We start from the raw sequence: 15,759 nt of genomic DNA on the forward strand, positions 1-15,759 counted from the left end.
GATTAAATACAGCTTTTTCCAAACGTGCAATACGTTTTAAGATATCTACTGTATTACTGCTTCCATTCACAAAATCAGAATTTACTTTTTCGTTTAAGTTTTCATTCTCACTTTGTAACGCAAACAACTGTTGCTGCAATTCTTTGATTTTTTCTTCATAACGAGTGACTGCAGCACCTAATTCTTCTACTTTTTCATCATATTTCTGATAATCTTCAATTACCATATCTAGAAATTCATCTACTTCAGCAGGGGCATATCCCTTCAAGTCTACATGAAATTCTTTTTCATAAATTTCCTGAGCTGTCAAATTCATATCTTTTGCCATATATAAGTCCCCCTATATCTACCTAAATATTATGAATGTTTTGCACAAAAAAATCAACTCTGACTTTTCAGATTCATTGAATGTTCATCCTTTTTCATATATAATGTTCGTGATGAGCACTATTAAATATCCGAATGCAATTTCAACCATAAATACAATGCAACAAAAGAGTTATAGTTCTCGAGGTATGCGCCTCGAAAACGATATAAACGACTCTAATAAATATTATAGAGAACTCGATAAAGCTTTGATTTATAAAAAGCCAACACCCGTTCAAGTTGTTCATGTGGACTATCCAAAAAGGCAAAGAGCTAAAATCACTGAAGCTTACTATAAAACGCCTTCCACGACGGACTACAACGGCGTATATCGAGGTAAATACATTGATTTTGAAGCAAAGGAAACGAAAAATAAAACGAGTTTTCCACTCTTTATGATTCATCCACATCAAATCAAACATCTAAAAAAAGTTGTATTTCATGGAGGTATTGGTTTTTTTATTATTCGATTTAATTATCATAACGAAACCTACCTTGTTGATTCAAAACTGCTCATAGATAAAATAGAAAATATAGACAAAAGCTCTATACCATATTCTTGGTTTCAATCCCACGGGATTCTTATTCAAGAAGGATTATATCCTAGGTTAGCGTATTTAAAAGCTGTAGATGAACTCTATTTTAAGGAGGATAAGTAAATGGCCCAACCACAAAACGAACAAAATAAGCCAAAAACACAAAAGACAAACAGAAGAAAACTAGACATTTGGAATAAACTAGCCGTATCCGTCTTATCTATATTTTTAGTTGGATGCATCTCCGTATTCTTCATTCTTGTCAACATCATCAACGATCCTGACGGCATGCGCTTTTCGCAAGACGGTTTGACTACATTATCCAATTCAAGACTTTACGATGCTTCAGGCAACGTATTCTATGAACTTGGAGATGAAATTCGTGAAGACGTAACCTACTCACAAATTCCACAATCTGTAGTCGATGCTTTTTTATCAATTGAGGATTCACGTTTCTTCGACCACAATGGATTTGACTTGCCACGTTTCTTGAAATCCGCTATGGCAAACTTGAAATCTGGAAGTCTTGCTCAAGGTGGTTCTACATTGACCATGCAGATGATTGATAATGCATTTACTAAGAACCAGGAAAAGAAATTAGAAACTGAACAGGGTACGGTCACAACCGTTCAAAAATTAAAATTAAAAGTTCAAGAAATCTATCTTTCATTGATTGCTGAACAAAGCATTAATAAGGAACAAATCTTTGAATACTACGTAAACCGTATTTGGTTTGGTTCAGGAAACAATACACGTGGTATTCAAAAAGCCGCACAATACTTCTTTAACAAAGATGTATCCCAATTAAATTTAGGTGAAGCTGCCTTCTTGGCTGGTTGTATCAATGCACCAGATACATACAATCCATTAAACAATTTAAACGAAGCAAACACAAAGCTAGATCATTTAAAAGCTGCTCAAAATCGTAGAAATGTAACTTTGGAATTGATGTTGCAACATGGATATATTACGGAAGAAGAATTTAATCTTGCTTCAAGCCAAGACTTATCATTCTCTTTAGAATATGTAGAGCGTACAAGTGATGATCCAAATCAAGCTTATATCACACAAACATTAAGTGAAGTTATGGAATTAACTGGACAAGATCCAGCCATTATTCCAATGGATATCTACACTGCACTAAATCAAGATGCTCAAAAACAAGCTGATGAAATCTGTAACGGTAACATCGTTCAATTCCCTAACGAATATTTCGATGTTGGTTTCTCAATGATTGAAAACGATACAGGGGAAATTATTGCAGTTGGTCCTGGCCGTCGTTATCACTCAGACTCCGTAAAAATTGATTACTCAAACGAACCAAATCAACCAGGTTCAAGTATGAAACCATTACTTGCCTATGCAAGTACATTTGATATCTTAGGATGGTCTACCGCTCATCAGGTAAACGATAAGAAAAAAGACTATTGGAAAAATGGTTCTTACGCTCCTAAAAACTCAGATGGTAAATACAATGGTATTATGAGTTTACAAGATGCATTAGGTGTTTCAAAAAATACCACAGCCGCTCAAGCTATGATTGATTTAGTAACCGCTAAAGGCTATGATTACTGGATCGATTATTGTAAAAAGCTTGGTTTTAGCGATGAAGTGGCTGAAGGATTTAATGAACAATACGCAATCGGTGGTTCGAGCATGCGTGCAAGCCCAATCCAACAAGCAAGTGCTTATTCAACATTTGCGAATGGAGGTAAGCGTGTGGATGCTCACCGTGTAAGAAAAGTAGTTCGTAGATCCGATAAAAAAGAATTTAAGACAAACGCTAAAACATATGATGTTATTAGTGAACAAGCCGCATGGATGATTTCGCAATTACTTGAAAAAGTAGTTTCAGGTGGTTACCAAAATTACAGCGAAATTCTTGCGAGCAACTATACAGTATATGGAAAATCAGGGACAACAGACTGGCCTGCAAATAGCTATGGAATTCCTGAGGGGGTTGCCAAAGATGAATGGTCAGTAGGCTATACAAATAAATATACAATCGCTTGTTGGAGTGGATATACAACGGATGCCATCACAAACTATGGTATGTATATTACTTGGGATGATTTAAATATTGCTTCAGCATTCCATATTTCACACTACATGCTTGATTACATGCAAAAATATGCAACATATTCTGCACTTGAAAGACCTAGTGGTATCTCAGACTACAAGGGTGGATACATCAAAGATGAATTCAAATCAAAAGGTGATACAACATCTGATAACAATGATGCGCAAGATGCTTGTGAAGCTAGTGGTGGCGAATGGGATGAAGAAAACCAGATATGTAAAAAGTCTGATGATAAAGAAAGAGAAGCTTGTGAAGCCGATGGTGGTGAATGGGATTCTGAAGCTGGTACATGTAAAAAAGAAGAAGAAAAAGAAGAAACGAACGAAGCCGAAAAAACTTGTACAGATAACGGCGGAACTTGGGACGGAAGTGCATGTACATATCCTTCTACAGAACCAACAGAACCTACAGAACCTACAACACCTGAGCCAACGGAACCTAGTACTCCAGGAACAGATACTTCCACAGACAACACAACAGGCTATGTTTGGTTTGATCGAAGAAATCTCTACAATATATTCGATAGATTATAACAATGAAAGTGCTCAATTGAGCACTTTTTTTGTACACAAAAAAAACAGGGATCATTTCCCTGTTTCAAGTATTGTATTCGCAATTTGAAGTTGTTTCTCAGTTGGCGGATCAATTCCTTCTAAAGGATATCCTAAGCCAAGTTCTTTCCATTTATAAGCCCCTAGAGTATGGTATGGTAATACTTCTATTCTTTCTACATTTTTTAATTGAGCAACAAATTGATGTAGTCGTTCCAAATATTTTTCATCTGTATTGATTGTCGGTACCAACACATGACGAATCCATACTGGCTTTTGAATATCCGACAAATACTTAGCTAGTTCTAAAATATTTTGATTCGTATGTCCCGTTAAATCTTTATGAGCCATTTCATCAATATGTTTTATATCTAATAATACTAGATCTGTAACATTCATAAGTTGTTTAAACTTAGAAAAGAATGGTTCTTCAAAAGTAAATGGTTGTCCACAAGTATCCAAAACCGTATTGACACCTTCTTTTTTAGCTAATGTAAAAAGTTCAATCAGAAAATCAATTTGAAGTAATGGTTCACCACCACTGACTGTAATGCCTCCATTATCTTTCCAGTAAGGACGATATCGTAAAGCTTTCTTTAATACCGCTTCTGCACTTTGATCTGGCTCTTTAGTTTTCCAAGTATCGGCATTGTGACAAAACTTACAACGCATATGACATCCTTGCATAAAGATGACATATCTTACGCCTGGTCCATCTACAAGGCCAAACGTTTCAATCGAATGAATTGCTCCTAACATAATATCCCCCTAACTAGAAAGAGCCTTATTAAAGGCTCTTGTGACATGTACGACTAATAACATCTAATTGTTGTTCGCGAGTTAAATCAATAAATTTAACGGCATAGCCAGAAACACGAATTGTAAAATTTGCGTATTCCTCTTTTTCTGGATGCTCCATCGCATCTTTTAATTTTTCTACACCAAATACATTCACATTCAAGTGGTGAGCACCCTGATCAAAGTATCCATCTAATACATTCACTAAGTTATTTACTCTTTCCTCTTCATTGTGACCTAACGCATCTGGATTAATTGTTTGCGTGTTACTAATTCCATCTAACGCATATTCATAAGGAAGTTTTGCGACAGAATTTAGCGATGCCAACAATCCATTTTGTTCTGCTCCATATGCAGGGTTAGCACCTGGTGATAATGGTTCACCTGCTTTTCTTCCATCTGGAAGCGCACCTGTAGCTTTACCATATACAACATTTGAAGTAATTGTAAGAATCGAAGTCGTTGGTTCACTATCACGATATGTGTGGTGTTTTTCAATCTTACGCATAAATGTCTTTAATAACCATACGGCAATTTCATCCGCACGATCATCATCATTTCCATAACGAGGGAAATCCCCTTCGATTTCATAGTCAACAACCAATCCATCTTCATCACGAATTGTCTTCACTTTTGCGTATTTGATAGCACTCAATGAATCTACTACATGTGAGAATCCAGCAATACCCGTTGCGAAAGTTCTACGTACATCTGTATCAATCAAAGCCATCTGGCTTGCTTCATAATAATATTTATCATGCATATATTGAATCAAATTCAAAATATTTACATATAACCCTGATAACCAGTCCATCATGATATCGTATTTATGCATTACTTCATCATAATCTAAATACTCACTTGTGATAGGCTTATATTCTGGACCTACTTGTACTTTTGTCTTTTCATCTATACCACCATTGATAGCATATAGTAAACATTTAGCTAAGTTTGCACGAGCACCAAAGAACTGCATTTCTTTACCAGTTTGCGTAGCACTTACACAACAACATACCGCATAATCATCTCCCCATACAGGACGCATTACATCATCATTTTCATATTGAACACTACTTGTATCAATACTTACTTTTGCAGCATATTTCTTGAATGGTTCTGGCAAATTTGAAGAATACAATACAGTTAAGTTTGGTTCTGGACTCGGTCCCATATTTTCAAGTGTATGCAAGAAACGGAAACAAGTTTTAGTAACCATACTTCTTCCATCCATACCTAAACCACCAACATCAAGTGTTGCCCAAACTGGATCTCCTGAAAATAATTGGTTGTAGCTAGGAATTCTAGCAAACTTAACCATTCTAAATTTCATTGTCACATGGTCAACAATTTCTTGAATTTCACTTTCTGTGAAGACACCATTCTCTAAATCTCTTTCAAAATAAATATCTAAGAATGTTGAAATACGACCTACTGACATAGCCGCCCCATTTTGTGTTTTAATAGCAGCTAAATATCCAAAGTATAGCCATTGTACTGCTTCTAATGAGTTTTTAGCAGGCTGAGAAATATCATATCCATAGCTTGCTGCCATAACTTTCATTTCTTTTAACGCCTTGATTTGTTCAGCCAATTCTTCACGCTGACGAATCACATCGTCTGTCATTGTTCCATCGCCACAATATGCGAAATCTTTTTGTTTCTGCTCAATTAAATAATCAATACCATAAAGTGCAACACGACGATAATCCCCTACGATACGTCCACGACCATATGTATCTGGTAATCCTGTAACGATTTTGTTACGACGTGCTAAACGCATTTCTGGTGTGTATGCACTAAATACAGCATCATTGTGAGTTTTATGATATTTTGTGAAGATTTCATGTAATTTTTCACTGGGTTTGTATCCATAAGTTTCGCATGCCTCTTCACTCATACGAATACCGCCATAAGGCATAAATGCACGTTTTAATGGTTTATCTGTTTGTAAACCGACAACCTTCTCTAAATCTTTATCTAAATATCCAGGGCCATAAGCAGTTAGACTCGAAACCACTTCTGTTTCCATATCCAATACACCGCCTTTGGCACGTTCTTCTTTTTGTAGTTTTTGAAGTTTTTCCCACAAAGTATTTGTCGATTCTGTTGGACCTTCTAAAAAGCTTTCATCTCCATTATAAGGTTTGTAGTTGTTTTGAATAAAATCACGAACATCTACCTCGTCCTGCCATTTACTGCCTTTAAATCCTTGCCATTGTTCTTTCATGATTGCCTCCTTCTAATGACAGTTAGTTTAAACTAACAATTATTTAAAGTTTACTATGATTCCTTCGAGTAGTCAATTAAAAAGACCAACCGAAAAGACAAAGTAAACTTGCCCAGACGGTCGGCCTATAACATCATACTTCATGTGGTAACTCCACTTCCGTCAGTCATATGATGTTCAAATCATAACAAAGAACCATCAATTACGCAAGCGTTTTCACCATGGACATGAATTTAGCTTTGTGCTTCTCCAATATTTGTCATTTTAAACCCCTCTCCATGCACTTCATGCGACTCTACAACCACAAAGAAAGATTCTGGATCCGCTTCTTGTACAGCCTTTCTTACTTGATACATTTCTTTACTGTTACATGCACACATTACCACTTGCATATCATCTTGTTTATATCCACCTTGTGCATTTAAAATCGTACTTCCCCTTTGACTTGTTTCATCAATCACCTGACAAATTCTTTTTCCGTGTTTTGTCACAATAAAAGCGACCTTACCAGAATTCAAACCATAAATCATTTTATCCACTACAACCGCGAATAATAAATTTACAATCATACCATAAATCATTCCATCTACATCTTTAAATAAAATACCACCCACTAGAATAATGCCAACATCCGACAAAAAGGCAATATTTCCTAAAGATAAATGAGGCCTCAATGCCTTTACAGCCATGATGATAAAATCAGATCCTCCTGTAGATGAATTTCTTGTATAGATTATCGCATAGCCAATTCCACCAAAAACTCCCGTACATAGGGCAGCTAATAATCGATCTCCTTGGTAGACTGGAAATAATGGTGCCACATAGTCGATAATCAATGAAGATACAATCATACAACGAATGGAACTGATAAAAAAATTCTTTCCTAATAATTTGTAACAAAGTATCGCAACAGGTATATTCAATAGAATTGTTGAAAAACCAATGGGAATATTAAACAAACGATACAAGATAATTGAAATTCCTGAAAATCCTGTCATAGGAAATTTAGCTTGTACGGCAAAGTTATAGATACCAATCGCTACAAAAATACTGCCAACAAGTTCCCACATCATTTGTACCAATAATTCTCTTATCTTATTCATACTTACCTCCAAAAAAAAGAAGCGCCTAAGACCAAATCTTACAGTGAAATCACTGCACCTACGATTTGATCCTAGACGCTTTAACCACTCATCCGGTGAAGAGTGAACGTTATTTAAATGTACCAATTTATTGTATGGAACATAACCATTAAAGTCAAGAAGAATCAGCTAATTCGCCATTTGTGGGATGTTCAATGTATAGTGAAAATAGTAATATTTTAGATGAAAGGAGGCCCATTATGGACACAAAAAAGATAGGAGCCTTTATCGCAATGAATCGAAAGAAAAAAGGATATACACAAGAGCAGTTAGCTGAAAAATTAGGGGTGACAAATAAAACAATTTCAAGATGGGAAAACGGGCATTATATGCCTGACTTATCTTTACTTGAACCTTTAAGTAAAGAATTAGATATCACATTAAATGAACTTTTAGCTGGAGAAGAAATCGTTAAAGAAGAGGCTATGGAGTATTCTGAACAAAACCTAATTCAAACCATTGATTATACAGATAAGAAAATCAAGGATGAACACAAAAAAATATCTTTATTTATTATAGGGCTTGGCATTTTTACATCCCTTTGTGCATTTACTGTTTTCCCTTCTGAAAGCAGCTGGGGCAGCATCTATTCTATGATTGGATTGTTTTTATTTGTAGTTGGAATATTTAGAGAATTAAAATTTACTTCTCTACTCAAGAAAGGATTGGTTTCAACAATTCTATTTGCTTTACTTTTAGGCATCTTCTTTATTTTCGACTATGTCAGTGTAAACCAATTTAAACAACCACCCATCTATCGACTGACTACAACTACTGTATTTAGTGAGGATGGCAATAAAATGATTGAATACCAAAATCCATTCTACAATGTATTTCGCATCAATGCCGATACCCCCAATGAATATTATCGAATTGACAACAAGAAACAATATACCATTAATATCGTTCCAACAAGTCCTTTTAATATGGATAAAAGTTCATTTGAACAACTTCAACACTACAAAAGTCAATATATTGGTAATAATAGTAATACATCCCATTTACTAAATGCCTTACCCCTATCGGAATATGGCTATGTATTTGAAATTGATTCAAAAGGCTGTGGACTTATAGTAGATTATCATTGTACAGATTGGTACAACAACGAAAACTTATATATACATAAAGCTCTAGTGTACAATTCTGTATCTCTATTCAAATTGATTGATAATCTTGAATACATCACATTTAATTTTAGTGGAAGCAGCTATACAATTACACGAGAACATTGTCCACTCAACAAGAATATTGAACAAAAGATCAATGATAATGAGTTTATATCCGAAATGATGAAATTATTTGAAACAAATTAAAAAAACGCAAAAGCGTTTTTTTATTTACTATGAATAATTTCCTCAGCACGATCTAGTGCAGCACTGATACTTGGTTGGAAGTTTTCTTCTCCAACAAGCTCAATAAAGCCTGCCTTTTCCATGACCTTCATCGGTTGATCATTCACATGTGAAAATACAATCGTGATTCCTTTGGACTTGCAAACCTGAACTAAATCTTTTAATGCGTTTAGTGCCGTACTATCTAATGCAGGAACACTGCGCATACGAAGAACTAGACATGTTGTAAAATCTTTGACTACAATTTCTTCAATTACACTAGCAGCACCAAAGAATAATGGTCCTGAAATCTCATAAACACGAATCTGAAGTGGAAGCTTTTGAAGGTGTTCATCAACATCGGGTGTATCCTCATCTACATATGTCCAGCCATTGACTTTTGTTTCTTCACTCATACGTTTAATGAATAATAAACAAGCAAGTACCATTCCTACTTCAATGGCTACAACCAAATCAAAGATTACAGTTAGCACAAATGAAGTGACTAAAACAATAATATCACTCTTAGGTGCTGTTTTAACTAAGGTCACAAAGGTACGCCATTGGCACATATTGTATGCGACAATAAATAGAATAGCCGCAATGGTAGGCATCGGAATCATTCCGGCATATGGCATTAAAACAACTAATACAATGACTAATGTGATGGAGTGGACCATGCCGGCAATTGGTGTTCTTCCTCCATTTTTAATATTGGCAGCCGTTCTTGCGATAGCACCCGTGGCAGGAATTCCTCCAAATAAAGCTGACGCAATATTTCCAGCACCCTGCGCAACAAGTTCCATATCCGAACGATGTTTCCCATTGATCATACCATCGGCAACCACACAAGAAAGTAGTGATTCAATGGCCGCTAATACAGCTATAGTTAATGCATTCGGTAGTGCATTTTGAATGACATTTAATGATAAGCTTGGAAAATGTAAAGATGGTAATGCATTGCTGATTGTATACAGATTTCCAATTGTATTTACCTTTAAAGGCAAGAATTGAACCATCAAAATTCCTGCAATAACGGCTAAAAGTGAGCCTGGAATTCTTTTAAAGATATATGGAGCAATAATCAAGATAACTAAAGATACCACACCTACAATCACGGCATCCACATTCATTGTAGAAAAATGATGGATTACAGCCTCAAATTTTTCAACCGTCTCAATAGGCTTTACTCCCGTTGGATAGGTTAATCCAAAAAAATCTTTTAATTGCCCAATCACAATCGTAACGGCAATACCCGAAGTAAAACCTGTTGTAATGGTAAATGGAATAAACTTGATTAGACTTCCAAAATGACATAGACCCATCAAAATCAAAAAAATACCCGCAAGAATCGTGGCAACAATAAGTCCATCCATTCCATCATGCGCTACAATTCCAGCAACAATCGTCGCAAATGCAGCAGTCGGTCCTGCAATTTGTACACTGCTTCCTCCTAGTGCTGAAATGACAAAACCTGCTACGATTGCAGTAAAGATTCCGGCTTCCGGTCCAACGCCAGAAGCAAGTGCCAATGCAATCGATAATGGTAATGCGATAATAGCTACAATAATTCCAGCCGTTACATCTTTGAAAAACTGAGACTTATCATAGCTTTTAAGTGATGAAAGTAACATCGGTTTTAGTGAATTCATTTGTTAATATCCCTCTCTTTTTAACAATCTTTAAAGTATACCATAATTTAAGTATTTTTAAGGAATTTTCTATACCAGTATTTGATATACTATACATATAACACTAAATTTCAGGAGAATACTATGAACAAAAAGACTAAAATTATAATTTTAATCTCAGCATGCCTTTTAATTGTCGTTATAGGCATCTATTTCTTATTTCCAAAAGGAAACAACAATCAAAACATCTATGTTCAAAAAGTTTCAACAATCATCGGATCTTCCTATACAGAAAATCGTTATTCAGGTGTTGTAGAATCCTCAGAAACAGTTGATATTAATCAAGATGGAAACAAATCCATTACAGATATGTATGTAAAAGCAGGGCAAAAAGTAAGTAAAGGAGATAAATTATTTTCTTATGACACTACAGAAGCAGCGAATTCGATTGCACAAAAAAAATTAGATATTGAAGCCCAAAACAATGAAATCCAAGCGCAGAATAATACCATTGCCGATTATAAGGCCGAACTAAATAAGGGTGGAGATAAAGTAGAGATTCAAGCACGAATCAATGATGCGAGTTATGCGATTCGTCAAGCTCAAAACACAATCAAAGCTACACAAACTGAAATCGAGCAGTTGAATAAACAAATTGAAAATTCTACCGTCCTTTCTACTATTGATGGAATTATTAAAGAAGTAAATAAAGATGGTGGAACGGATGAGAGTGGAAACCAAAAACCGCTAGTATCCATTACGCAAACTACAGATTTTAGAGTGAAAGGCTCTATTAGTGAAATGGGCACCATTTCTGAAGGGACAAGTGTCATTGTCAGAAGTCGTGTAAATGAAGATCAAATCTATAAGGGGACTGTCACAAAAGTAGAAACAGATCCTCAATCGAATTCGAACAATAACTTTAATGGAGCAGATTCAAGTGAATCTGCATCCAAATACCCTTTCTACGTCTCTTTAGACAACAACAAAGGTTTAATGCTTGGACAACACGTATATATTGAAGCGGATAATGGCCAATCTACAAAGAAAAAAGGTATCTGGCTAGATGCAAGTTTTATTGTTTCGGATGACAATGGAAATTCATATGTATGGGTATCTGAACGTGGTAAATTAAAGAAAAGAAAAGTAGAACTCGGTAAAACGGATGAAGAAACATTTGCCACAAAAATCAAGTCAGGACTAAACGAGGATGACTATATCGCGTGGGCTGATGATTCTTATTCAGAAGGAATGAAAACAACTACAGAATATCAGACGGAAACGGATGGTGATGCCAATGCTTCTTAATATACAAAATATTTATAAGAACTACGGTAAAGAACCTATGATTGTTCCTGTATTAAAGGATGTCAGTCTTGAAGTCGTACAAGGTGACTATATTGCGATTATGGGACCTAGCGGCTCAGGTAAAACAACACTTATGAATATCATTGGATGTTTAGATCGAGCAAGTTTGGGTACGTATCTGTTTGAAGATGAAGATATTTCTGAAATGAATGATGATGCATTAAGTGATCTTCGTTTAAATAAGATTGGCTTTGTATTCCAAAACTTCAATCTTCTAAGTTCGGAAACCGCCCAAGAAAATGTAGCTTTACCTTTGATTTATGCAGGTATTGATAAAGAGAAAAGAAATCAAAGAGCTATAGATGTATTAAATAAAGTAGGTTTACAAGATCGTATTTCATTTAAGCCAAGCCAATTATCTGGTGGACAAAAACAGCGTGTTGCGATTGCCCGCGCCATTATTAATAATCCAAAAATCCTACTTGCCGATGAGCCTACAGGCGCACTTGATCAAGCAAGTGGAAAACAAGTTATGGAATTATTTAAATCCTTAAATGATGAAGGTGTAACAATCATTATGATAACGCATGATGCCAACGTGGCAAGTCATGCCAAAAAAATTTTTCATATCATCGATGGAGAAATCATTGAAAATAAACAAGGAGGTGTGCTATGAAGCCTTCTATAAAAAAAGGAATTATTATTACTTCTATATGTGCATTTACCTTAGTTGGAATTAAGTTTTATTTGAATTCAACAAACAAAATCGATGTAAACTCTGTATCCACATTGAATACAGGGTATTGGGATAACCCATCCACATCTACTGGTTTTGTATCCAATAGTGATACGCAATCCGTATTATATGATGCTTCTAAAACAATTACACAAGTATTTGTACAAGAAGGTCAACAGGTCAACGCAGGTGATCCTTTATTGTCATATGACCTAACTACACTTCAAAGTGCAGTAGATACAAGTCAATTGGATGTAGAAAAAGCTCAAAATGCGATTACACTTGCCGAGCATGAATTAAAGAAATTATTAAATACAACGCCTATTCCAGATGTTGTTGAAGAACCAGAAATTCAAGATCATACACCTGCACCATTGCCTGGTGTTCCTGCAAAAGATGGAAATGGTTTTTATCCTTATGTTCTATCTTTATCGCAAGCCGAAAAGAATTTCACGGCTTATAAAATCTATTACGCTTCTACAACAAGTGAAGCTCCTGAAAAAGGGCCTCATGAAGAGGCATCTTTATGGAAAGAAGAAAGAGAAACGAAAGAATCTAACAATACTTGTTGGTATTGGATTGAATATACATATACAGATAGTTCAACAAATGCGTATGATCCTAAAGATGTTGTAGAGTATTATAGTGATAAACAACAAATCCCAAATAAAGAAATCTTTTTAGCTGGAACTAAACAGAATCCGTATGTATTTAAGTTAAGCGAAAATCAAGGGTTTGTGTATGGAAAGCTATTTTTAGACAATGCGAATCTAAACCAATACTTACGATTCGATGTGTATACAAATGATGGAGAAATTGATTCTTCATGGCTCGTTCGTTGTGACAAGTTTACCACTAAACAATCCATGAATGAAGGCGATATGTATTCGGTGATTTCACACACAAAGGAAGAACAGAAATATGTGGAAGTAGAACAAAAACCAAGTCAAGATATCTCATCGGGTTATACAGAAATAGAACTTGCGAAAGCCATTCGTGATAAGAAGCAAGAATTGAAGACGTTAGATTTAGATTTAAGAAAGGCAAAGCTTTCATTAAGTGAAAATAAAGCTTTATTAAATGACGGCATCGTTCGTGCAAAGCGCAGTGGTATTGTGCGTAATATAAAAGATCTATCAAATCCTATTCAAGATGGTAGTGCCTTTTTAGAAGTGGCAACCGGCCAAGGAACTTATATTAAAGGAAGCATTAGTGAATTGATGTTAAACCAAATCAAAGTTGGAGATACTATTTCTGCCTATTGTTGGACAAGTGGAGAAACGTTTGATGCCAAAATCCAAAGTATTGATACTGTACCTTCTTCAAATAGTAACTATAATGGTTCAGGTAATCCAAATGTGAGCTATTATGGTTTTGAAGCTTATGCCAAAGATGCATCGAAAATACAAGCTGGCGAATATTTGGAATTAACATTCAATTTGTCTAGTGACACTACGAGTTCGATTTGGCTTTCTAAGGCTTATGTCAAACAAGAAGGAAATAAGTACTATGTGCTAAAAGATGTTCATGGTAAATTGAAAAAGCAGTATGTGACCGTTGGAAAAATCGTATGGGGAGATACAATGGAAATCAAAGATGGACTTTCAGACACAGATTATATTGCGTTTGCGTATAGTAAAAACGCAAAAGAAGGCGTTAAGACGCAAAAATCTTCGGAGGCTACATCATGATTGAAAACATAAGATTATCATTTCGAGGTATTTTTGCGCATAAAATGCGATCATTCCTTACAATGCTAGGAATCATTATTGGGATTGCCTCTATCATTGCGATTGTTTCTACAATTAAAGGAACAAATGATCAGATTGAAAAGAATTTAATTGGTTCCGGAAATAACACGGTAAAAGTAGCTTTGTATCAAGAAGATTGGGAATACTCTTTTGATTCTGGTATTCCTAATGGAGTTCCAACTGTTTCAAAAGAAACACTTGAATCCTTAAAAAACATTGATCACGTAGAAGGTGCTACACTGTATCGTTCTAGGCAAAGTTATCAAGCCATCTTCCGCAATAATACATCTTTAGATGGTGGGTACATCATGGGTGTCCAACAAGACTATTTCTCTATTGCCGGATTAACCATCAAAAAAGGAAGAGGCATTACAGATGAAGACAACAAAAAATTTAGACAAGTTGCCGTCTTAGACGAAACAAGCGCAAGACTTCTATTTGGTGAAGATGATCCAATCGGTAAAACCATAGAAATTTCTTCAACGCCATTCACCATTGTTGGTGTTTGTGCCGATAAAGAAAATTTTGAACCTACAATGGAAAGCATTGATGATTATCATACATATAATCAGTCTACGGGTTCTAAAGTCTATGTTCCTATTGAGTCTTGGCCATTATTCTATCAGTTTGATGAACCTCAAAGTGCATTACTGAAGGTGGATGCCACTTCAAATATGACTATTGTTGGAAAAGAAGCAGCCAGTGTATTAAATACATATGTCTCTTCTTCAAGTGTTCAATACAAAGCACAAGACTTATTGAAGCAGGCAAAAGATATTCAAAATCTTTCTAAATCCACAAATGCCATGTTAATCTGGATTGCCGGTATTTCCTTACTTGTTGGTGGTATTGGTGTTATGAACATCATGTTAGTAACGGTAACCGAAAGAACGAAAGAAATTGGTCTAAAAAAAGCCATTGGTGCTAAGAAAAAAGCCATCCTATTCCAATTCTTAACTGAAGCGATAGTACTTACTTCGATTGGAGGTATTGCAGGTGTAATAACAGGTATTGGTTTGGCTAAATTAATATCGATATTCAATGGTACACCTGTATCCATTAGTATTCCTGCCATGATACTATCTGTGTTATTCTCTATGGCAATCGGTATAATTTTTGGATTACTTCCTAGCTATAAAGCTGCAAATCTTGATCCAATTGAAGCTTTAAGACATGAATAAAAGCCACGCTTAAAAGGCGTGGTTTTCTCTGCGGCTATAAGCCTTTACTGCCAGCTCGCGTCTCAAGGCGCTGCTTTCACTTCGTTCAAGCCATCGCTTTTGACTCTCGCCAGCCCTCAAA

General features: G+C 35.5%; 12 protein-coding genes and 1 riboswitch. Of the genes, 7 read left to right on the top strand and 5 right to left on the bottom strand.

Annotated elements, in window-relative coordinates; genetic code table 11:
• On the bottom strand, positions 1–328 hold a 328-nt coding region (gpsB, locus tag ACZQCL_RS00530), incomplete at its 3' end, for a cell division regulator GpsB (protein WP_482481481.1).
• 103 nt (positions 329–431) lie between these two features.
• On the opposite strand from gpsB, the gene recU reads away from it, so the two are divergent.
• Entirely contained in the window at positions 432–1,025 is a 594-nt protein-coding gene (recU, locus tag ACZQCL_RS00535; RefSeq protein ID WP_199519627.1) for a Holliday junction resolvase RecU, read from the top strand.
• On the top strand, positions 1,026–3,515 hold the full coding sequence (locus ACZQCL_RS00540) for a transglycosylase domain-containing protein (protein WP_482481483.1): 2,490 nt from the start codon (positions 1,026–1,028) through the stop codon (positions 3,513–3,515).
• Between the two features lie 51 nt (positions 3,516–3,566).
• Here ACZQCL_RS00540 and pflA read toward each other — a convergent pair whose 3' ends face one another.
• The 3 genes from pflA to ACZQCL_RS00555 all read right to left on the bottom strand — a co-directional run bounded on the left by pflA (position 3,567) and on the right by ACZQCL_RS00555 (position 7,661).
• A complete protein-coding gene (gene pflA, locus ACZQCL_RS00545; protein ID WP_482481485.1) occupies positions 3,567–4,292 on the bottom strand; it encodes a pyruvate formate-lyase-activating protein in 726 nt (241 codons plus the stop codon).
• A gap of 28 nt (positions 4,293–4,320) precedes the next feature.
• Positions 4,321–6,558, bottom strand: coding sequence for a formate C-acetyltransferase (pflB, locus tag ACZQCL_RS00550; protein ID WP_482481487.1), 2,238 nt, complete (start codon positions 6,556–6,558; stop codon positions 4,321–4,323).
• 103 nt (positions 6,559–6,661) lie between these two features.
• A riboswitch (ZMP/ZTP riboswitch) is annotated at positions 6,662–6,738 on the bottom strand.
• 53 nt (positions 6,739–6,791) lie between these two features.
• Positions 6,792–7,661: a YitT family protein gene (locus ACZQCL_RS00555; RefSeq protein ID WP_482481489.1), complete on the bottom strand. Its 870-nt coding sequence runs from the start codon at positions 7,659–7,661 to the stop codon at positions 6,792–6,794.
• A gap of 239 nt (positions 7,662–7,900) precedes the next feature.
• Here ACZQCL_RS00555 and ACZQCL_RS00560 point away from each other — a divergent pair, with 239 nt between their 5' ends.
• The gene (locus tag ACZQCL_RS00560) at positions 7,901–9,013 is read left to right on the top strand and encodes a helix-turn-helix domain-containing protein (protein WP_482481491.1); all 1,113 of its coding nucleotides are present in this window, start codon (positions 7,901–7,903) and stop codon (positions 9,011–9,013) included.
• Between the two features lie 20 nt (positions 9,014–9,033).
• Here the strand turns inward: ACZQCL_RS00560 and ACZQCL_RS00565 are convergent, their stop codons facing one another.
• Entirely contained in the window at positions 9,034–10,683 is a 1,650-nt protein-coding gene (locus ACZQCL_RS00565) for a SulP family inorganic anion transporter (protein WP_482481493.1), read from the bottom strand.
• A 123-nt stretch (positions 10,684–10,806) separates the two neighbouring features.
• Here ACZQCL_RS00565 and ACZQCL_RS00570 point away from each other — a divergent pair, with 123 nt between their 5' ends.
• From ACZQCL_RS00570 to ACZQCL_RS00585, 4 genes are read left to right on the top strand one after another with little or no spacing between them, the layout of a single operon-like run.
• The gene (locus ACZQCL_RS00570; protein WP_288523074.1) at positions 10,807–11,970 is read left to right on the top strand and encodes an efflux RND transporter periplasmic adaptor subunit; all 1,164 of its coding nucleotides are present in this window, start codon (positions 10,807–10,809) and stop codon (positions 11,968–11,970) included.
• Positions 11,960–12,646 (top strand): ABC transporter ATP-binding protein, encoded by a 687-nt coding sequence (locus ACZQCL_RS00575; protein WP_287717818.1) that lies wholly within the window; start codon positions 11,960–11,962, stop codon positions 12,644–12,646. Before ACZQCL_RS00570 ends, ACZQCL_RS00575 begins: the two co-directional genes overlap by 11 nt.
• Positions 12,643–14,397, top strand: a complete 1,755-nt coding sequence (locus ACZQCL_RS00580; RefSeq protein ID WP_288523076.1) for a biotin/lipoyl-binding protein — start codon at positions 12,643–12,645, stop codon at positions 14,395–14,397. The genes ACZQCL_RS00575 and ACZQCL_RS00580 overlap by 4 nt, the downstream gene beginning before the upstream one ends.
• A complete protein-coding gene (locus ACZQCL_RS00585) occupies positions 14,394–15,638 on the top strand; it encodes an ABC transporter permease (RefSeq protein WP_482481496.1) in 1,245 nt (414 codons plus the stop codon). Before ACZQCL_RS00580 ends, ACZQCL_RS00585 begins: the two co-directional genes overlap by 4 nt.
• Positions 15,639–15,759: the final 121 nt, after the last annotated feature.

This window comes from Holdemanella sp., assembly GCF_056804935.1.

What these genes read in the sequence shown, in the direction of transcription:
- ACZQCL_RS00560 (WP_482481491.1), top strand. Translation starts at nt 7,901, where the DNA reads ATGGACACAAAAAAGATAGGAGCCTTTATCGCAATGAATCGAAAGAAA.
- ACZQCL_RS00585 (WP_482481496.1), top strand. Translation starts at nt 14,394, where the DNA reads ATGATTGAAAACATAAGATTATCATTTCGAGGTATTTTTGCGCATAAA.
- ACZQCL_RS00570 (WP_288523074.1), top strand. Translation starts at nt 10,807, where the DNA reads ATGAACAAAAAGACTAAAATTATAATTTTAATCTCAGCATGCCTTTTA.
- ACZQCL_RS00555 (WP_482481489.1), bottom strand. Translation starts at nt 7,661, where the DNA reads ATGAATAAGATAAGAGAATTATTGGTACAAATGATGTGGGAACTTGTT.
- ACZQCL_RS00540 (WP_482481483.1), top strand. Translation starts at nt 1,026, where the DNA reads ATGGCCCAACCACAAAACGAACAAAATAAGCCAAAAACACAAAAGACA.
- pflA (WP_482481485.1), bottom strand. Translation starts at nt 4,292, where the DNA reads ATGTTAGGAGCAATTCATTCGATTGAAACGTTTGGCCTTGTAGATGGA.
- ACZQCL_RS00565 (WP_482481493.1), bottom strand. Translation starts at nt 10,683, where the DNA reads ATGAATTCACTAAAACCGATGTTACTTTCATCACTTAAAAGCTATGAT.
- recU (WP_199519627.1), top strand. Translation starts at nt 432, where the DNA reads ATGTTCGTGATGAGCACTATTAAATATCCGAATGCAATTTCAACCATA.
- ACZQCL_RS00575 (WP_287717818.1), top strand. Translation starts at nt 11,960, where the DNA reads ATGCTTCTTAATATACAAAATATTTATAAGAACTACGGTAAAGAACCT.
- pflB (WP_482481487.1), bottom strand. Translation starts at nt 6,558, where the DNA reads ATGAAAGAACAATGGCAAGGATTTAAAGGCAGTAAATGGCAGGACGAG.
- ACZQCL_RS00580 (WP_288523076.1), top strand. Translation starts at nt 12,643, where the DNA reads ATGAAGCCTTCTATAAAAAAAGGAATTATTATTACTTCTATATGTGCA.